At 67.7% G+C, this 18,049-nt stretch carries 17 protein-coding genes; 11 read left to right on the forward strand and 6 right to left on the reverse strand.

Features of this window, described 5'->3' with window-relative positions:
• Window positions 1-5 precede the first annotated feature (5 nt).
• A complete protein-coding gene (locus P6144_RS04660; RefSeq protein ID WP_277766536.1) occupies window positions 6-1,079 on the forward strand; it encodes a serine hydrolase domain-containing protein in 1,074 nt (357 codons plus the stop codon).
• Between the two features lie 80 nt (window positions 1,080-1,159).
• On the opposite strand, the gene P6144_RS04665 is transcribed toward P6144_RS04660, so the two are convergent.
• Window positions 1,160-1,447: an I78 family peptidase inhibitor gene (locus P6144_RS04665; protein WP_277766537.1), complete on the reverse strand. Its 288-nt coding sequence runs from the start codon at window positions 1,445-1,447 to the stop codon at window positions 1,160-1,162.
• Window positions 1,444-2,622 carry a ribonuclease D gene (rnd, locus tag P6144_RS04670; RefSeq protein WP_277766538.1) on the reverse strand — a complete coding sequence of 393 codons (1,179 nt, stop codon included), beginning with the start codon at window positions 2,620-2,622 and terminating at the stop codon, window positions 1,444-1,446. Before rnd ends, P6144_RS04665 begins: the two co-directional genes overlap by 4 nt.
• Window positions 2,623-2,794: 172 nt before the next feature.
• Between rnd and aspS the strand changes: the two genes are divergently transcribed.
• Both aspS and P6144_RS04680 read left to right on the forward strand, forming a co-directional pair.
• Window positions 2,795-4,633: an aspartate--tRNA ligase gene (gene aspS / locus P6144_RS04675; protein ID WP_277766539.1), complete on the forward strand. Its 1,839-nt coding sequence runs from the start codon at window positions 2,795-2,797 to the stop codon at window positions 4,631-4,633.
• A 181-nt stretch (window positions 4,634-4,814) separates the two neighbouring features.
• Window positions 4,815-6,206, forward strand: coding sequence for an L-serine ammonia-lyase (locus P6144_RS04680; protein ID WP_277766540.1), 1,392 nt, complete (start codon window positions 4,815-4,817; stop codon window positions 6,204-6,206).
• A gap of 130 nt (window positions 6,207-6,336) precedes the next feature.
• Here the strand turns inward: P6144_RS04680 and mddA are convergent, their stop codons facing one another.
• A complete protein-coding gene (gene mddA / locus P6144_RS04685) occupies window positions 6,337-7,071 on the reverse strand; it encodes a methanethiol S-methyltransferase (RefSeq protein WP_277766541.1) in 735 nt (244 codons plus the stop codon).
• Between the two features lie 120 nt (window positions 7,072-7,191).
• Here mddA and P6144_RS04690 point away from each other — a divergent pair, with 120 nt between their 5' ends.
• From P6144_RS04690 to P6144_RS04700, 3 genes are all read left to right on the forward strand, one after another.
• The gene (locus tag P6144_RS04690; protein WP_277766542.1) at window positions 7,192-8,208 is read left to right on the forward strand and encodes a 2-hydroxyacid dehydrogenase; all 1,017 of its coding nucleotides are present in this window, start codon (window positions 7,192-7,194) and stop codon (window positions 8,206-8,208) included.
• 63 nt (window positions 8,209-8,271) lie between these two features.
• Entirely contained in the window at window positions 8,272-8,772 is a 501-nt protein-coding gene (locus P6144_RS04695) for a hypothetical protein (RefSeq protein WP_277766543.1), read from the forward strand.
• A 59-nt stretch (window positions 8,773-8,831) separates the two neighbouring features.
• Window positions 8,832-9,605 carry a polyphosphate kinase gene (locus tag P6144_RS04700; RefSeq protein ID WP_277766544.1) on the forward strand — a complete coding sequence of 258 codons (774 nt, stop codon included), beginning with the start codon at window positions 8,832-8,834 and terminating at the stop codon, window positions 9,603-9,605.
• 104 nt (window positions 9,606-9,709) lie between these two features.
• Here P6144_RS04700 and P6144_RS04705 read toward each other — a convergent pair whose 3' ends face one another.
• A complete protein-coding gene (locus P6144_RS04705; protein ID WP_277766545.1) occupies window positions 9,710-10,339 on the reverse strand; it encodes a carbonic anhydrase in 630 nt (209 codons plus the stop codon).
• 182 nt (window positions 10,340-10,521) lie between these two features.
• Here P6144_RS04705 and lipA point away from each other — a divergent pair, with 182 nt between their 5' ends.
• Together lipA and P6144_RS04715 are read left to right on the forward strand one after the other, a co-directional pair.
• Window positions 10,522-11,448, forward strand: a complete 927-nt coding sequence (gene lipA, locus P6144_RS04710) for a lipoyl synthase (protein ID WP_277766546.1) — start codon at window positions 10,522-10,524, stop codon at window positions 11,446-11,448.
• Between the two features lie 162 nt (window positions 11,449-11,610).
• Window positions 11,611-12,117, forward strand: coding sequence for a type II toxin-antitoxin system RatA family toxin (locus P6144_RS04715; protein ID WP_277766547.1), 507 nt, complete (start codon window positions 11,611-11,613; stop codon window positions 12,115-12,117).
• Here P6144_RS04715 and P6144_RS04720 read toward each other — a convergent pair.
• Together P6144_RS04720 and P6144_RS04725 are read right to left on the reverse strand one after the other, a co-directional pair.
• Complete coding sequence (locus P6144_RS04720) at window positions 12,033-12,578, reverse strand: CinA family protein (RefSeq protein WP_277766548.1); 546 nt, start codon at window positions 12,576-12,578, stop codon at window positions 12,033-12,035. The two genes, P6144_RS04715 and P6144_RS04720, sit on opposite strands and share 85 nt — an antisense overlap.
• A 364-nt stretch (window positions 12,579-12,942) precedes the next feature.
• Entirely contained in the window at window positions 12,943-14,073 is a 1,131-nt protein-coding gene (locus P6144_RS04725) for a bifunctional 2-C-methyl-D-erythritol 4-phosphate cytidylyltransferase/2-C-methyl-D-erythritol 2,4-cyclodiphosphate synthase (protein WP_277766549.1), read from the reverse strand.
• A 447-nt stretch (window positions 14,074-14,520) separates the two neighbouring features.
• On the opposite strand from P6144_RS04725, the gene dusB reads away from it, so the two are divergent.
• Genes dusB through ntrC form a run of 3 tightly spaced genes read left to right on the forward strand, consistent with a single transcriptional unit; the run spans window position 14,521 to window position 18,040 of the window.
• On the forward strand, window positions 14,521-15,519 hold the full coding sequence (gene dusB, locus P6144_RS04730) for a tRNA dihydrouridine synthase DusB (RefSeq protein WP_277766550.1): 999 nt from the start codon (window positions 14,521-14,523) through the stop codon (window positions 15,517-15,519).
• Window positions 15,495-16,598 (forward strand): ATP-binding protein, encoded by a 1,104-nt coding sequence (locus P6144_RS04735; RefSeq protein ID WP_277766551.1) that lies wholly within the window; start codon window positions 15,495-15,497, stop codon window positions 16,596-16,598. The genes dusB and P6144_RS04735 overlap by 25 nt, the downstream gene beginning before the upstream one ends.
• A complete protein-coding gene (ntrC, locus tag P6144_RS04740) occupies window positions 16,595-18,040 on the forward strand; it encodes a nitrogen regulation protein NR(I) (protein ID WP_277766552.1) in 1,446 nt (481 codons plus the stop codon). Before P6144_RS04735 ends, ntrC begins: the two co-directional genes overlap by 4 nt.
• Window positions 18,041-18,049: the final 9 nt, after the last annotated feature.

An 18,049-nucleotide genomic window follows, 5' to 3' on the forward strand; every position in this document is an offset into this window, starting at 1 on the left:
CCGGAATGATCGATCGACGCATGGTGCTGCAGGGCGGGCTCGCCACGGGCATCGCCGCGCTGGCGCCGCTGCCGGGCTGGGCCAAGGGCCATCCTGACGACGCCAAGATCGATGCGTTCGTGAAGGCCAATGGCTTTGCCGGCACGATCCTGCGGGCCAAGGCCGGAAAGCCGGTCTATGCGCGCAATTTCGGGCTGGCGAACATCGCGGCGAAGACGCCGGTGACCACCGATACGGTGTACGGTATCGCCTCGATCTCCAAGTTCCTCACCACGGTGACCGTGCTCAAGCTGGTCGAGGCCGGCAAGCTGGCGCTGGACGCCCCGATTGCTACGCTGCTGCCCGGCTACCGCGCCGATACCGGGGCGAAGGTGCAACTCGCGCACCTGCTGTCGAACACCAGCGGCATCCCCAACGACTTCATGCCCGCGCTCAAGCTCGAGCCCGATCTGGTCAGCCGCGATCTCGGCACTGCGGAATCGGTGCGCCGCTTCGCCTCGGGCGATCTCGCCTTCGAGCCGGGCAGCAAGTTCGATTACGTTCCGACCAACTGGTACATCGTCATCGCCATCGTCGAGGCGGCGACGGGCAAGCCCTTCCAGCAGGCGATGCGCACGATCACCCTCGATCCGCTCGGCCTGGCGCACACCAGCGCGGTGGAAGCGCCGGGCATCGCCGCCTCCTATCGCACGGTCGAGCCGCCGGTGCTCTGGTACAACCCGCGCGTGCCGGTGATGGCAGCCTCGGGCGGCTATTACAGCACGGCGCCGGACCTGCTCCGCGCCGGGCATGCGGTGTTCGACAAGGGTTTCGTCTCGCCCGCCTCGCTCAAGGCGCTGCGCACTGTGCGTGTGGTGGAGCAGGACTATTCGCTCGGTGGCCGGGTGCGGACGATGACGATCGCCGGCAAGCCGGTCGAGGCGGCATGGGAAACCGGCCGCACCGACGGCTTCCGCAGCCTGCTCGCGCATCGCTACGACACGCAGGAGAGCATCGTGCTGCTCAACAACACCGGCATCTCGCAAAAGGCGATCGACCTGTTCGCCGACAGCCTGTTCGGGGCGGAAGCGAGAGCGTAATTTCCGTCATCCCGGCGAAAGCCGGGATCTCAGGCAATGGCGCTTGCGGCACGAGATTCCGGCTTTCGCCGGGATGACGGCTAGCCGCAGCGCGCCGAGCCGATCTTGCCGTCGGTGCCCAGGTGCAGGTTCAGCCGGTCCGCGCGGAATTCCATCGTGACCATCATCCCCGGCGTCAGCCAGCGCACGACATTGGCTCCCGAAAGCCGCCGGGCTTCCGCCTCGACCTCGGGGCTGCGCGCCTTGCCGACCAGCTCGCCGAGCTTCTCGGCGCTGCATTCCACGCCGGGGATCGCCGCGGCGGGCGTCTTCGGCGCACAGGCACCCACGAGAAGCAGCGCGGCAACGGGCAGGGCGATGCGGATCATGCGGCGGGCTCCTCGGTTCGCGTCATCTTGAGCTTACCATTTTTCACGGTGAACCCCAGCTGACCCTCGACCAGGTTGAGCGCGTCGCGCCCGAACTGCTCGTAGCGCCAGCCCTCGAGGATCGGCAGCCCGTCGCGCACGCCGGCCGCCAGCGATTCGAGGTCGTCCGAGCGCGCGAGCAGCCGCGGCGCCACGTTGATCTCCTTGGCGCGGATCTTGAGCAGCAGCTTGAGCAGGTCGGCCACCAGCGCGCCGTCCTTGCCGAGCGAGGGCTTGCGGTCGTCGCGCGGCGGCAGCTCGGCGGTGGACATCGGCTCGGCATTGTCGAGCGCCGCCATCAGCCGCCCGCCGATATCGTTGCCCGCCCAGGCGGCCGAGAGCCCGCGCACCTTGCCCAGGTCGCTCTGCTTGCGCGGCGGGTTGCCGGCGAGGTCGGCGAGCGTCTCGTCCTTGACGATGCGGCCGCGCGGCAGGTCCTTGCCCTGCGCCTCGAGCTCGCGCCAGCGGGCCAGCGCCTTCAACCGCCCCAGCACCTCGGGCTTGCGGCTCGACACGCGGACGCGCTGCCAGGCCTCGTCCGGGTCGTTATGATAGTTCTCGGGATCGGCGAGCCGCTCCATTTCCTGGTCGAGCCAGGCACCGCGGCCGGTTTTCTTAAGCTTCTCCAGCATCTTGGGGAAGATCTTGGAGAGGTGCGTCACGTCCGCGATCGCATAGTCGATCTGGCGCTTGTCGAGCGGGCGGCGGCTCCAGTCGGTGAAGCGGGCGCCCTTGTCGATCGTGAAGCCCAGATAGGTATCGACCAGGTTCGAATAGCCGATCTGCTCGCCCAGCCCGAGCGCCATCGCGGCGACCTGGGTGTCGAACAGCGGGTGCGGCGTCTTGCCGGTGAGGTTATAGACGATCTCGATGTCCTGGCCGCCGGCATGGAAGACCTTCAGCACCTCCTCATTGTCGACCATCAGGTCGAGCAAGGGGGTGAGGTCGATCCCGGGCGCCATCGGATCGATCGCCGCCGCCTCTTCGTCGTCGGCGATCTGGATCAGGCAGAGCTCGGGCCAATAGCTGTTTTCGCGCATGAACTCGGTGTCCACGCAGACGTACGGCTTGTTGGCGAGGCGGGCGCAGAGATTGGCGAGAGTCGCGCTGTCTTCAATCAGACCATGGATATGCATCCGCAGCCCATAGACCGGTCTTCGGGTTGACAAAAGAGGGTGGGAGGGGAAAGCGCTCCACCACATAATTTCCATCGTCATTCCCGCGCAGGCGGGAATCCATTCTCACTGTCGGCGGCAATGGATCCCCGCCTTCGCGGGGATGACGAACTTAGAGAGCGAAGAAACGACCATGCACGCCTATCGCACGCACACCTGCGCCCAGCTTCGCGCCGCCGATGTCGGCCAGGAAGTCCGCCTGTCGGGCTGGGTCCACCGCAAGCGCGACCATGGCGATCTGGTCTTCATCGACCTGCGCGACCATTACGGCATCACCCAGATCGTCACCGAAGTCGACGGCCCGGCCTTCCAGGTGATCGAGTCGCTGCGCAGCGAATCGGTGGTGACGATGACCGGCAAGGTCGTCGCCCGCTCGGCCGAAGCCGTGAACCCGAACCTCCCCACCGGCGAAGTCGAGATCCGCGTTACTGAGGCGAAGATCCAGAGCCAGGCGCAGGAACTGCCGCTGCCGGTGTTCGGCGATGCCGAGTACCCCGAGGAAATCCGCCTCAGGAACCGCTTCCTCGATCTGCGCCGCGAGAAGGTCCACAAGAACATCATGCTGCGCTCGAGCGTCATCGCGTCGCTGCGCCGCCGGATGATCGACCAGGGCTTCACCGAGTTCCAGACGCCGATCCTCACCGCGTCGTCGCCGGAAGGCGCCCGCGACTATCTGGTCCCGTCGCGCGTCCACCCGGGCAAGTTCTACGCGCTCCCGCAGGCGCCGCAGATGTTCAAGCAGCTGCTGATGGTCGCCGGCTTCGACAAGTATTTCCAGATCGCCCCCTGCTTCCGCGACGAGGACGCGCGCGCCGATCGCTCGCCGGGCGAATTCTACCAGCTCGATTTCGAGATGAGCTACGTCACCCAGGACGACGTCTTCGCCGCGATCGAGCCGGTGCTGCACGGCGTGTTCGAGGAATTCGCCGACTGGGAAGGCATGGGCCGCAGCGTCTCGGCGCTCCCTTTCAAGCGCATCCCGTACCGCGAATCGATGCTCAAGTACGGCAACGACAAGCCCGACCTGCGCAACCCGCTGCTGATCACCGACGTCTCGGACTTCTTCAAGGGCTCGGGCTTCGGCCGCTTCGCCTCGATCGTCGAAGGCGGCGATGTCGTCCGCGCGATCCCGGCACCGAACACGCATGAGAAGAGCCGCAAGTTCTTCGACGACATGAACAGCTGGGCGCAGTCGGAAGGCTTTCCGGGCCTCGGCTATGCCACCCAGAAGGACGGCGTGTTCGGCGGCCCGATCGCCAACAATCATGGCCAGGAAGGCATGCAGGCCATTGCGAACGCGATGGGCCTCGGCCCGAACGACGGCATCTTCTTCGCCGCGGGCAAGGAAGCCCAGGCCGCCAAGCTCGCCGGCCTCGCGCGTACCCGCGCCGCCGAGCAGCTCGAGCTGATCGACAAGAAGCGCTTCGAATTCTGCTGGATCGTCGACTTCCCGATGTTCGAATATGACGAGGACGCCAAGAAGGTCGACTTCAGCCACAACCCGTTCTCGATGCCGCAGGGCGAGCTGGAAGCGCTGGAGACCAAGGACCCGCTCGACATCCTCGCCTACCAGTACGACATCGTCTGCAACGGCATCGAGCTGTCGTCGGGCGCGATCCGGAACCACCGTCCGGAGATCATGTACAAGGCGTTCGAGATCGCCGGCTATACCCAGGCGGACGTCGACACGAACTTCGCGGGCATGATCAACGCCTTCAAGTTCGGCGCCCCGCCGCACGGCGGCTCGGCCCCGGGCGTGGACCGCATCGTGATGCTGCTCGCCGACGAGCCGAACATCCGCGAAGTCATCGTCTTCCCGATGACGCAAAAGGCCGAGGACCTGATGATGCAGGCTCCGTCCTATGTCAGCGAGAAGCAGCTCAAGGAGCTCAACATCCGCCTCGCCCCGCAGGTCGCGGCGGACCTCGCCAAAAAGGGCACCGACGGCATCGTCGATCCTTCGGCGGGGTGAGCTAAATCCTCCCCCGGAGGGGGAGGGGAACCGCCGCGAAGCGGTGGTGGAGGGGGAATGCCGCGAGCGATCCGCCCGCGGCCAGCCCCCTCCGTCAGCCCTTCGGGCTGCCACCTCCCCCTCCGGGGGAGGATCGAAATGGGACGCAATCCGGCCACCAGAGCCGGAAGCAGGAGCGACGATGTTGGACGATACCAGCGCCCGGGCCCGCACCCAGGCCGAAGCGACGATCGGGCTCGCCGACCTGTTCACCATCGGCATCGGCCCGTCGAGCTCGCACACCGTCGGCCCGATGCGCGCCGCGGCATCCTTTGCCGAAGCCGCGCTCGATCGCGGTACGCCGGTTTCGGTCTCCTGCGAGCTGTTCGGATCGCTCGCGCTCACCGGCCGCGGCCACGCCACCGATATCGCCACGATCCTGGGCCTTGCCGGCTACCAGCCCGAAAGCGTCGATCCCGATGCAGTGAACATGATCGTCGCCACGATCCGCGCCGAGCAGCAGCTCGCGCTCGGCCGCCATGCACCGGTGCCATTCGTCGAGGGCCGCCATCTCGTCTTCCGCGACGACCGCTTCCTGCCCGCGCATCCCAACGGCATGCGCTTCGTCGCGCATTATGCCGAGGGCGAGCCCTGGGAGACCTTCTACTATTCGATCGGCGGCGGCGCGATCGTCGAGGGCGGCTGCGAGGCGCCGCAGACCAACGTCATCCTGCCCTTCGCCTTCACCTCGGGTGCCGAGCTGCTCGCCGTCGCCGAGGCGCAAGGGGCCAGCATCGCCGATATCGTCCGCGCCAACGAAGCCGCCTGGCGCGACGATGCCGAGACCGACGCGTTCGTCGACAGCCTGCGCGCCGCGATGTCCGCCTGCATCGACCGCGGCATGCGCGGGGAGGGGGAGCTGCCTGGCGGGCTCAAGGTCAAGCGCCGCGCCCGTGATCTCCACCAGCGCCTGCTCGCCCGCGGCCCGCGCAGCGATCCTTCGCTCGTCTTCGACTGGGTCAGCCTCTGGGCGCTCGCGGTGAACGAGGAAAATGCCGCGGGCGGCCGCGTCGTCACCGCGCCGACCAACGGGGCGGCGGGCGTGATCCCCGCCGTGCTGCGCTATTACGAGACCTTCTGCGCCAACCCGACGCCGGCAGGTTCGCGCACCTTCCTGCTCACCACCGCCGCGATCGGCTTCCTCTACAAGAAGCGCGCCTCGATCTCAGCCGCCGAGATGGGCTGCCAGGGCGAAGTCGGCGTCGCCTGCTCGATGGCGGCGGCGGGGCTCGCCGCGGCGCTGGGCGCCACCAACGCGCAGATCGAGAATGCCGCCGAGATCGGCATGGAGCACAATCTCGGCCTCACCTGCGACCCCATTGGCGGCCTCGTCCAGATCCCCTGCATCGAGCGCAACACGATGGGCGCGATCAAGGCGATCAACGCCGCCTATCTCGCAATGCACGGCGACGGCAGCCACATCGTCAGCCTCGACGCCGTGATCGAGACGATGCGCCAGACCGGCGAGGACATGCGCTCCAAGTACAAGGAGACGGCGCAGGGCGGGCTCGCGGTGAACGTGGTGGCGTGCTGAACGCACCGCCGTCCACCGTCACGCTTTCCGTAATCCCGGCGAAAGCCGGGATCTCTTGCGGCTCTATTCCCGCCATTGCCTAAGATCCCGGCTTTCGCCGGGATGACGATCGAGGCGCTTTTGTACGGGCTTATTTCCGCCCAACCCCCGGTACCACCGCACCCACCTTGCGCTGATACGCCGCATAGTCCTCCCCGAAGAAGTCGCCCAGGTCGCGCTCCTCGTAATGGACGCCGATCAGGATGTAGGCCGTCATCCCCAGCGTGAAGAGCAAATGCCCCACCGTCATCGCCGGTGTCGCCCAGAAGGCGAGCAGGAAGCCGCTGTAGAGCGGATGGCGCACCAGCTTGTAGAGGAGCGGGGTGCGCAGCTTGAGCGCCGCCGGCTGCTTGCCACGTAGGTGCAGCCAGGTCTGCTGCAGCCCGAACAGCTCGAAATGGTTGATCAAATAGGTGCTCGTCAGCACGATCCCCCAGCCGAGCAATGAAAGCCCGGTAAGCAGCCAGAAGCCGGCCGGCGCGGTCACGTTCCAGATCGGTGCGGGGATCGGCAGCCACAGCCAGAAGACCAGCGCCAGCACCGCGCTCGTCGCCACCAGATACATGCTGCGCTCGATCGGGGCGGGGACGATCCGCGTCCATTCCTGCTTGAAGCCCTGGCGCGCCATCACGCTGTGCTGGATGCCGAACAGCGCGATCAGCCCGATATCGACAAGCAGCGCGAACACCCAGGGATGGATCGGTCCCCGGTCGATCGTGTGCGGCAGCGGCGCGAAGTTGGCGACGAAGCCTACCAGGTAGAGAAAGATCGCCAGGAAGATCGCATAGGCGACCAGGCTGAACAGCACGAAGAAAACACGCGGCAACTGCCCCTCCACATCTGCCAATTAGTGAAGGTTATCATCCGTCGGCGGTGCAAGGCCATAACAAGGCGTTCGGGCTTGATGCGCCGACGGAATTGGTCTGTCCTGAAACGGGAGAAATGCATGCGCATCGCCGTGTTCAATACCAAGCCCTATGACCGCCGCTTCCTGGATCAGGCCAACGCGGCGTTCGGGCACGACCTGCATTTCCTCGAGCCGCGGCTGGAGCCGGGCACCGTGTCGCTGGCGGCGGGGCACGGCGCGGTGTGCGTCTTCGTCAACGACATCGTCGATGCCGCGGTGCTGGAGACGCTGGCGGCGGGCGGCACGCGGCTGGTGGCACTGCGCTGCGCGGGCTTCAACAATGTCGATCTCGCCGCCGCCCTGCGGCTCGGGATCGATGTCGTCCGCGTGCCTGCCTATTCGCCCCATGCCGTCGCCGAGTTCACGATCGGGCTGCTGCTCGCGGTCGATCGCCACATCCCGCGCGCCTGGGCGCGGGTACGCGACAATAATTTCGCGCTCGACGGGCTGATCGGCCGCAACCTGCACGGCCGCACCGTCGGCGTGGTCGGCACCGGCAAGATCGGCGCGCTGGTCGCCCGCAGCCTGCGCGCCGGCTTCGGCTGCGAGGTGCTGGCCAGCGATCTCTATCCCGATCCCGCGCTCGAGGCGCTCGGCGTGCGCTACGTGCCGCGCGACACGCTGCTGCGCGAGGCCGAGATCGTCACCCTCCATTGCCCGCTCACCCCCGATACCCGCCACCTGATCGACACAGCGGCAATCGCGGCCGCGCGCGACGGGCTGGTGGTCGTCAACACCAGCCGCGGCGCGCTGATCGACACCGCCGCGCTGATCGAGGGGCTCAAGTCGCGCAAGATCGGCGCGGTAGCGCTCGACGTCTATGAGCAGGAGGCGGACCTGTTCTTCGAGGACCTGTCGAACGAGATCGTCTCGGACGACCAGTTCCAGCGCCTGCTCACCTTCCCCAACGTGCTGGTGACCGGCCACCAGGCGTTCCTCACCGAGGAAGCGCTGGCCGCCATCGCCCAGACCACGCTGCGCAGCGTCGCCGATGCCGAGGCCGGGCGGATGCTCGCCAACCGGGTCGATTCCGGCTGGATCGCGCCTTCGAAGTGAAAAGGGCGGCCTTGGTCGCACATCGGTTCCGGCGGCAGGCCCGGCGCCGCTAGCCGCGCGAGGATGATCCGCCATTCGCTTGCCCTCTCGACCGCCGCGCTGCTGCTCCTCCACGCAGGCGCCGCCGCGCAGAACGTCCCCGCACCCGCCCAGGATGCGACCTGCACCGCGCTGCGCGCCGAAGTCGCGCAGATCGAGCGCGACATGCGCACCGAGAGCACGGCCATGACCAGATCGGCCGAGGACATGCGCAAGAAGATGATGGGCCGGGCGAAGAAGGCGCGCGGCATGGGCCTGCTCTCCAGCGTCGCCGGGATGATCCCCGGCGTCGGCATGGCCGCCTCGATGGGCACCTCGCTGCTGTCGAGCGCCGCCTCGGCAGGCGGCGGCGGCGGCATGGGCATGCCCAAGGAGATGGAGGAGGCGATGGCCCGCCAGAACGCGCTGAGCGACCGCATGGTCGCCGCCTCCGCCGCGCTCTCGGAGAAGTGCGGCGAGCACTACGCCACCCCGCCGATGTCGCCCGAGGAACTCAAGGCGCTGCAGGCCGCCACGCCCAACTGAGCCGGTTGGCGCATCTTCTGCGCGGTTCTATCGTTGCATCCAGGCACGAAAGGACCGGTATGGCGATCGATCTGGGCGACTATGAGAAGGGCGAGAAGCTCGACGACGACTATGACAAGGCGCTGGCCAAGCTGCAGAAGCGGCTGAGCCACATCCAATACGCCCATATCGTCCACCGCCGCCGCGCGATCGTGCTGTTCGAGGGATGGGACGCGGCGGGGAAGGGCGGCATCATCCAGCGCCTCACCGCCGAATGGGACCCGCGCTACTACGAGGTCTGGCCGATCTCGGCGCCCACGCCCGAGGAGCTGGCGCACCATTTCCTCTGGCGCTTCTGGCAGCGGCTGCCTGCCCAGCACAATATCGCGGTGTTCGATCGCAGCTGGTACGGCCGCGTGCTGGTCGAGCGCGTCGAGGGATTCGCAACCGAAGCCGAATGGCGCCGCGGCTATGACGAGATCAACGATTTCGAGGCGCAGCACACCCAGATCGGCACCACGCTGGTCAAGGTCTTCGTCCATGTCACCCAGAAGACCCAGGACAAGCGCCTCAAGGACCGGCTCGAGCATCCCTGGAAGCGCTGGAAGACCGGGCTCGAGGATTATCGCAACCGGGCCAAGCGCGACGAGTATCTCGACGCGATGCACGACATGTTCGCGCATACCGACACCAAGAACGCGCCCTGGATCGTCATCGACGGCAACGACAAGAAGCCCGCCCGCATCGCTGCGCTCACCGCGATCGCCGATGCGCTGGAAAAGCACGTGCCGATGGAGCCGCCCGAGCTCGATCCCGAGGTCGAGAAGGCCGCGAAGAAGGCGCTCGGGCTGTAACACCCCAAAACCGTCATCCCGGCGAAAGCCGGGATCTCAGGCGAAGGCGCGGGAAAGGAACCGCACGAGATCCCGACTTTCGTCGGGATGACGATTAATGATCCTCACGCCGCCGCGAACTCCCCATCGTCGCGCATCACGTGCAGCACGCCGTCGGCGATCGCAAAATAGGCGCCGTGGAGCTTGAGCCTGCCCTCGGCCAGCCGCTTGCTGACAAACGGGAAGGTGGTGAGGTTGGTGAGCGACACGCGCACCGTCTCCAGCTCGAGCGCACGCACTGCCTCGGCGCCTGTGCCGTGCTTGGCGACGATCTGCTCGCGCGCCGCATCGAGCATGTCGACCCAATGGGCAATGAACCCGCCTTCGCCGTTGGGGGCGCCCTTGAAGCGCTGCGACAGCGCCGCGCCGACGCCGCCGCACGCGCCGTGCCCCAGCACCAGGATCTCGGGCACTTCGAGCTGGTTCACTGCGAATTCCAGCGCGGCCGACACGCCGTGGCGGCTGGCATCGTCCTCGAACGGCGGCACGAGGTTGGCGACATTGCGCACCACGAAGATCTCGCCGGGCACGGTATCGAAGATCTGCGCCGGATCGACTCGGCTGTCCGAACAGGCGATCACCATCACCCGCGGGCTCTGGCCCTCGGTGAGCTCCGACCAACGGTCGCGGTGTCGCCGATATTCGCTGGTCCGGAAGCGCTGATAGCCGTCGAGCAGGTCTGAGAAATCGGTCATGACGCGTGCCGTAACGTCCGCTTTCCCGACTGCCAAGTTTGTATCGAAGTGTTTCCCACTGCCGTCATCCCGGCGAAAGCCGGGATCTCAGGCGATGGCGGGAACAGAGCCGCACGAGATCCCGGCTTTCGCCGGGATGACGGTGGTTGTTGAAACGCCCACGCCTCGCTATCTGCCGCTCCATGAACGATCTCTCCGCAGCACCGCGCCCCGAGCGTCAACGCAAGCCCGACTGGATCCGCGTCAAGGCGCCGACGTCCGAGGGCTTCGCGAAAACGCGCGCGCTGATGCGCTCGAAGAACCTCGTCACCGTCTGCGAGGAAGCCGCCTGCCCGAATATCGGCGAGTGCTGGACCAAGAAGCACGCCACGGTGATGATCCTGGGTGACGTCTGCACCCGCGCCTGCCGCTTCTGCAACGTCAAGACCGGCATGCCGCGCAAGGTCGATCCGCTCGAGCCGCAGCACGTCGCCGAGGCTGCCGCGCAGATGGGCCTCGAGCATATCGTCATCACCTCGGTCGATCGCGACGATCTTCCCGACGGCGGCGCCAGCCAGTTCGTCAAGGTGATCCACGCGATCCGCGAGGCCAATCCGACCACCACGATCGAGATCCTGACGCCGGACTTCCGCAACAAGCACGAAGCCGCCGTCGAGGCGATCGTCGCGGCGCGCCCGGACGTGTACAACCACAATCTCGAGACCGTCCCCAGGCTCTATCCGAACATCCGCCCGGGCGCGCGCTACTATGCGTCGCTGCGCCTGCTGGAGACGGTGAAGCGGCTCGATCCGACGATCTTCACCAAGTCGGGCATCATGCTCGGTCTTGGCGAGCAGCGCCTGGAGGTCCACCAGGTGATGGACGACATGCGCTCGGCCGACATCGATTTCCTGACGATGGGCCAGTATCTCCAGCCGACCCCGCGCCACGCCAAGGTCGAGGAGTTCGTCACGCCCCAGGCCTTCCAGGCCTATGGCGCGATCGGCCGCGCCAAGGGATTCCTCCAGGTCGCCTCGTCGCCGCTGACCCGCTCCAGCTACCACGCCGGCGAGGACTTCGCCGAGATGAAAGCCGCACGCGAGGCGAAGCTGGCCAAGGGGGCGAAGTGAAAATCCTCCCCGAAACGGGGAAGCTATTCCACCATCGTCATCCCCGCGAAGGCGGGGATCCATTCATCCTGAAATCGGGATAGAAGCGCGCCGGCACCGCCAATGGATTCCCGCCTTCGCGGGAATGACGGCCACAGGGAGCGTTTCGAACCAGAAGAGACAATGCCCAAGCATTCCGAAACCCGCCCGCTTCCCTACACCCCGGAGCAGATGTTCGACCTCGTCGCCGACGTCGCGCGTTATCCGGAGTTCCTGCCCTGGGTCAGCGCGATCCGCGTCCGCTCGAACAGCGATACGCAGATGGTCGCGGACATGATCGTCGGCTTCAAGGGCCTGCGCGAGACCTTCACCTCGAAGGTGGACAAGGCGCGCCCCGCCAGCCTGCACATCGAATATGTCGACGGCCCGCTCAAGCATCTCGCCAATGACTGGGGCTTCCGCAGCGACGGGCAGGGCGGTTGCCTCGTCGACTTCACCGTCGACTTCGCCTTCAAGAACCGGGTGTTCGAGATGCTCGCCGGCCAGATGTTCGACCGGGCGCTGCGCAAGATGATCAACGCGTTCGAGGAACGCGCCGCCCGGCTCTACGGCGATTCGACGTCGGCTTCGTCGGCCTCGGGTGCCGAAGCGCCCGGCATCAGCAGCTCGAGCGCGCACAACGCCGCCTGAAGGCGGATGCCGCCGCGGCCGTTATTCTCGAAATGGCGGGCGTCCGCCACGACATGCTCGGGATCGGCGTCGCGCACGGCCTGGGCGAACACCACGGTGCCCACCGGCTTCTTCTCGCTGCCGCCATCGGGGCCGGCGATCCCGGTGATCGCCACCGCGACATCGGCATGGGTCCGCGCCAGCGCGCCCTGCGCCATGCTCCAGGCCACGGCGATCGAGACCGATCCGAACGTCTCCAGCACATCGCTGCCGACCTTCAGCACGTCGTGCTTGGCCTCGTTCGAATAAGTGACGAAGCCGGCGTCGAAGACGTCGGACGAGCCGGGGACCTCGGTGAGCGCGGCAGAGACGAGGCCGCCGGTGCAGCTCTCGGAGACGGCGATGCGGCGGCCTGCAGCGCGATTGGCTTCAAGCACCTTGCGTGCTGCGGCGACCAGCTCCGGCGGGAGAATCGTGTCCATAGGGCGGGCCATGTGCCACCGGAATGTTGCCGATGCGAGTCAGTTCGTTCGCGGAGGAGTTGTGCGTTGGGCAATGTCCCTCCCAATTCCTCCCCCAGCTTGCTGGGGGAGGGGGACCGCCGCCGAAGGCGGTGGTGGAGGGGGGCGCCGGGCAGCGGCGCGTTGCGCCGACCGCAAAACCAATCGTCGCCCTGGCCTTGTGCCGGGGTCCACCGGGAGACAGGCATCGGACAGGAGGTTCGAACACTGGAGGCGCGGCATGGTGGATCCCGGCACAAGGCCGGGATGACGGAGGATATTTGCGGCGCCTTCGCCAAGGCATTGCAACTGGGCCCCGGCCTTCGCCGGGGAGCCGGAGTCGTTCTCAGGCGCCCACAGGCACCCGCACCGTCGCCACTGCCTGCGCGGCCATGCCCTCGCCACGCCCGGTGAAGCCCAGCCGCTCGGTGGTGGTCGCCTTCACGCTCACTTCGGAGAGCTTCAGCCCCAATATCCCCGCGATGCTCGCCCGGATCGCCTCGCGGTGCGGCCCCACCTTGGGCGCCTCGCAGATGATCGTCAGGTCGATGAAGTCGATCACCCCGCCCTCGGCCGCCACCAGCGAAGCGGCATGCTCGAGGAACTTCGCCGATCGCTGGCCCCGCCACTGCGGGTCGCTCGGCGGGAAGTGCATGCCGATGTCGCCGGCGCCGATCGTGCCGAGCAGCGCGTCGGTGATCGCATGCAGCGCCACATCGGCGTCGCTATGCCCCGAAAGCCCCTTGCTGTGCGGCACCAGCACGCCGCCCAGCCACAATTCCTCGCCCTCGGCGAAGCGGTGGACGTCGTACCCCGTCGCCGTCCGCACCCGCATCGACGCTCCGAAGCGCGCCTCGGCGGCGGCGAAATCGGCAGGATGGGTCACCTTTTCGAGCATCGCGCTCCCTTCCACGACTGCAACTGCCTTGCCGATCGCGCGCAGCATCTGCGCATCGTCGGTCGCTTCCCGGTCGGCCGGCCATGCCGCATGCGCCGCGGCGATGTCGGCCCCGCGGAACGCCTGGGGCGTCTGCACCCGCATCAGCCCGTCACGCGGAACGGATTCTCCGGACGCGGAAAGCAGCGTGTCCGCCACCGGCAGCCCCGGGATTGCGCCCGCATCATGCTCCAGCGCCGCCAGCAGCCGGTCGATCACCGCATGCGGCAGGAAGGGGCGGGCGGCATCATGGATCAGCACGCGGTCCGCGTCGCCGGCCAGCGCCAGGCCATTGGCCACGCTCTCGCGCCGGCTCGCCCCGCCGATCGCAAAGGGCACATCCCCCAGCGCCGCGCGCAGCGCGTCTTCCTGGCCGGCGCCAACCACCACGACCACGGCGTCCACTTGCGGGTGCGACGTCAAGGCGTCGAAACTGTGCTTCAGCATCGGCTTGCCGGCGAGCGGCGCGAACTGCTTGGGCACGCTCCCTCCGGCCCGGGTACCGCTTCCGGCAGCGACGAGGATGGCGACGGTCTTCATGGCCGCGGGCCTAGAGCAAGTGGGGGCGGGGTGCCACCCAATCCCTCGCCGCATCCCCGATCCCTCTCCCGCAGGCGGTAGAGGGATTACGCCCTTCCAATGTAGGAAATCCTCTGAAATCCTCGAAGCTCAGCCGGCCCCGCCGGCCGCTCTTTGAACCGTCCATACGCCAGGATGCGCACGCGATTTCGCGCGTCCGTTCAACGCCTTGCCGCATATCGGCGGATGCGCGGCGCCAACATTCGCGCCGGGATCGTCCGCGCCGCGACCTTCGACTCAGCGGAAACCCGCGCATTTCGGCCCTTTCCGCCGAAACGAAGCGCCCCGCCAACCCTGCGGTGCCCCGAACTTCGCCAACTTCCGCGTCCACAAGTGTCCGTTCGGGCCCGTACTTGCCAATCTCTGCTTGTACCTGTAGGCGCCACTGCCTATTTTTCAGGCACAATCATGAGCGAACTCGCACCCATCCAGATCGGCCCGGTTGTGGTCGAAGCGCCGGTGATCCTCGCGCCGATGACCGGCGTGACCGATCTGCCGTTCCGCCGTGCGGTTCGCCGCTACGGCTCGGGGCTCAACGTCACCGAGATGATCGCCAGCGCCGCTGCGATCCGCGACACGCGCCAGTCGATCCAGAAGGCCGCCTGGGATCCCATCGAGGAACCGGTGTCGATGCAACTCGTCGGCTGCTCGCCCGCCGAAATGGCCGAGGCCGCCAAGCTCAACGAGGATCGCGGCGCCGCGATCATCGACATCAACATGGGCTGCCCGGTTCGCAAGGTCACCAATGGCGATGCCGGCTCGGCGCTGATGCGTGACCTCAAGCACGCCGCCTCGCTGATCGATGCCTGCGTCAAGGCGGTCGCGGTGCCGGTCACGCTCAAGATGCGCATGGGCTGGTGCCACGACAGCCTCAATGCGCCCGAACTGGCGCGCATCGCCGAGGATCTCGGGGTGAAGCTGGTCACGGTGCATGGTCGCACCCGCAACCAGATGTATCGCGGCTCGGCCGACTGGGCGTTCGTCCGCACGGTCAAGGACGCGGTGTCGATCCCGGTGATCGTCAATGGCGACATCTGCTCGGTCGAGGATGCCCGCGAGGCGCTGCGCCAGTCGGGCGCGGACGGGGTGATGATCGGCCGCGGTGCCTATGGCAAGCCGTGGATCCTGCGCCAGGTGATGGATGCGCTGACCGGCAAGGGCGAGCGCGCCGAACCCGGCATCGAAGAACAATATCGTGTAATCATAGAGCATTACGTCGATAGTCTCGAACATTATGGTGAGATGACCGGCGTCAACATGATGCGCAAGCACCTCGGCTGGTACACCAAGGGCCTCACCGGCTCGGCGGAATTCCGCAACAAGGTCAACCAGATACCCGACGCCAAGACGGTGCTGGCGATGCTCGACGAATTCTACGCGCCGTGGCGTTCCCGCGCGGCGGCCTGAGGCGGCTGCGGCCTGCGCCGCCCGCCACCGGCCCTGGCTTCGCGGAGATGTTCGCCGCGCTGCCGGTCGCGGTCCTGGTCATCGACCCCGACGGGCGCATCGCCCATGCCAATGCTGCGTGCGAGGCGATGCTCAATCACGCCGAGACCACGATGATCGGCCAGCCCTATGACGCGGTGCTGAGCCCGCCCGACGGCTATGTCGATCGCCGCGACGGGCATGGCTTCGCTGCCTTCGATACCGAGATCGAGGCGATCCGCGGCCCGCGCATCCGGGTGGACTTCGTCGAGACGATGGTCGCCGATCATCCCGGCTGGCGCATCGTCACGCTCCACCACGCCCCCCAGTCGCGCCGGGTCGCCCAGGGCGCCGACCGCACCGCCGGCGCCCGCGCCGCGGTGGGCGCCGCCGCGATGCTGGCGCACGAGATCAAGAACCCGCTCTCGGGCATCCGCGGCGCCGCCCAGCTGCTCGCCAGCTCGGGCGAGGACCGCGAGCTCACCGGGCTGATCACCACGGAGGTCGACCGCATCGCCGCACTGATCGACCGGATGCAGGACTTCACCGACACGCGCCCGCTCAAGCTCGAGCCGACCAACGTCTATCCGCTGCTCGATCATGCCCGCCGCCTGGCGCTGGCCGGCTTCGCACGCGGCATGGTGATCGAGGAGCGCTTCGATCCCTCGCTGCCGCCGGTGCTGATCGATCCCGACGCGTTCCAGCAGGTGATGATGAACCTGGTCAAGAACGCCGCCGAGGCGCTGACCGGCCTCGCCCAGCCACGCATCGTGCTCACCACCGCCTATCGCCACGGCATGTCGGTCAGCACGGGCGCCGGCCGGCCGCGCCAGCCGCTGCCGATCGAGATCTGCGTGATGGACAACGGCCCCGGCGCGCCGGAGGACATTGCCGAGCATCTCTTCGAGCCCTTCGTCTCAGGCAAGCCGGAGGGGAAGGGGCTCGGCCTTCCGCTCGTCGAGAAGCTGGTCCGCGACATGGGCGGGATCATCCAATATGCCCGTGAGCGCGCGCCTGAAATGACCGTATTCCGCATCCTGCTGCCAAGGGCCAAGGCATGACCGGCTCCGTCCTGGTCGTCGACGACGACAGCGCCATCCGCACCGTGGTCGCGGCAGCCCTGCGCCGGGCGGGCCATGCCGTCACGACGGCAGCCAGCCTCGCCGAGCTGCGCCGCGCGATCGGCGCCGCGCTCCCCGACGTGCTGGTGACGGACGTGGTCCTGCCCGACGGCAACGGCCTCGACGAAGTCGCCCGGCTCACCGCCGAGCATCCCGCGCTGCCGGTGATCGTCTTCTCCGCGCAGAACACGCTGGCGACGGCGGTGCGCGCCACCGAAGTCGGCGCCTTCGACTATCTGCCCAAGCCCTTCGACCTCGACGTGCTGGGCCAGGCAGTGCGCAGCGCCATCGCCCGCGGCCGCCATCTCCCGGCCGAGCTGCCCGGCGACGAGCTGGGCGGCGGCTCCTCGCTGATCGGCCGCTCGCCGGCGATGCAGGAGGTTTACCGCGTCATCGCCCGCGTCGTCTCGAACGACCTCACTGTGCTGATCTCGGGCGAGTCGGGCACCGGAAAGGAGCTGGTCGCCAAGGCGATCCACGACCTCGGCCCGCGCCGCCGCGCGCCCTTCGTCGCGCTCAACATGGCCGCGATCCCGCGCGAGCTGATCGAGGCCGAGCTGTTCGGCCATGAGCGCGGCGCCTTCACCGGCGCCCAGGCACGCGTCGCCGGCAAGTTCGAGCAGGCGGCAGGCGGCACGCTGTTCCTCGACGAGATCGGCGACATGCCGATGGACGCGCAGACCCGCCTGCTCCGCGTGCTCCAGCAGGGCGAGTTCACCACCGTCGGCGGCGCCCGCGCGATCAAGGCCGATGTCCGCATCGTCGCCGCGACCAACAAGGATCTCGCCGCGCTCGTCCAGGCCGGGCAGTTCCGCGAGGACCTGTTCTACCGCCTAAACGTCGTCCCCATCGCGTTGCCCTCGCTCCGGGAGCGCCGCGACGACGTGCCTTTGCTCGCCCGCCATTTCCTCGACCGCGCCGCCGAGGATGGCCTGCCGCGCAAGAGCCTGGCCGTCGATGCGGTGGCGGTGCTCGAGGGCTATGACTGGCCCGGCAATGTCCGCCAGCTCGAGAATCTGATGCGCCGCATCGCCGCGCTCAGCCGCGACGAAGTGATCGACGGCGACGCGCTGCGCCGCGCGCTGGGCGAGGCAAGCGCGATGCCGGTCCAGGCGACTCGCGACGAAGGCATCGAGGCCGCGGTCCGCGCCCGGCTCGAGCGCATCGCGATCGAGGAGCCGCGCACGCTCGACGACGGCACGCTCTACGACCGGATCATCGGCGAAGTGGAGCGCCCGCTGATCGAGGCGATGCTCGGGCGTCATGGCGGCAACCAGCTTCGCGCCGCCCGCGCGCTGGGGATCAACCGCAACACCTTGCGCAAGCGCCTCGACACGCTGGGCATTGATGTCGGCCCCAATCGCCCGGATGGTGCCGAATAGCGACAGAAC

It is taken from the genome of Sphingomonas sp. HITSZ_GF (assembly GCF_029543155.1).
Lineage (GTDB): Bacteria > Pseudomonadota > Alphaproteobacteria > Sphingomonadales > Sphingomonadaceae > Sphingomonas.

Coding starts and splice junctions, on each gene's coding strand:
- P6144_RS04660 (WP_277766536.1), top strand. CDS start 6: ATGATCGATCGACGCATGGTGCTGCAGGGCGGGCTCGCCACGGGCATC.
- ntrC (WP_277766552.1), top strand. CDS start 16,595: ATGACCGGCTCCGTCCTGGTCGTCGACGACGACAGCGCCATCCGCACC.
- P6144_RS04705 (WP_277766545.1), bottom strand. CDS start 10,339: ATGACCGATTTCTCAGACCTGCTCGACGGCTATCAGCGCTTCCGGACC.
- rnd (WP_277766538.1), bottom strand. CDS start 2,622: ATGCATATCCATGGTCTGATTGAAGACAGCGCGACTCTCGCCAATCTC.
- P6144_RS04715 (WP_277766547.1), top strand. CDS start 11,611: ATGCCCAAGCATTCCGAAACCCGCCCGCTTCCCTACACCCCGGAGCAG.
- P6144_RS04700 (WP_277766544.1), top strand. CDS start 8,832: ATGGCGATCGATCTGGGCGACTATGAGAAGGGCGAGAAGCTCGACGAC.
- P6144_RS04665 (WP_277766537.1), bottom strand. CDS start 1,447: ATGATCCGCATCGCCCTGCCCGTTGCCGCGCTGCTTCTCGTGGGTGCC.
- lipA (WP_277766546.1), top strand. CDS start 10,522: ATGAACGATCTCTCCGCAGCACCGCGCCCCGAGCGTCAACGCAAGCCC.
- P6144_RS04695 (WP_277766543.1), top strand. CDS start 8,272: ATGATCCGCCATTCGCTTGCCCTCTCGACCGCCGCGCTGCTGCTCCTC.
- P6144_RS04690 (WP_277766542.1), top strand. CDS start 7,192: ATGCGCATCGCCGTGTTCAATACCAAGCCCTATGACCGCCGCTTCCTG.
- dusB (WP_277766550.1), top strand. CDS start 14,521: ATGAGCGAACTCGCACCCATCCAGATCGGCCCGGTTGTGGTCGAAGCG.
- P6144_RS04680 (WP_277766540.1), top strand. CDS start 4,815: ATGTTGGACGATACCAGCGCCCGGGCCCGCACCCAGGCCGAAGCGACG.
- aspS (WP_277766539.1), top strand. CDS start 2,795: ATGCACGCCTATCGCACGCACACCTGCGCCCAGCTTCGCGCCGCCGAT.
- P6144_RS04720 (WP_277766548.1), bottom strand. CDS start 12,578: ATGGACACGATTCTCCCGCCGGAGCTGGTCGCCGCAGCACGCAAGGTG.
- P6144_RS04725 (WP_277766549.1), bottom strand. CDS start 14,073: ATGAAGACCGTCGCCATCCTCGTCGCTGCCGGAAGCGGTACCCGGGCC.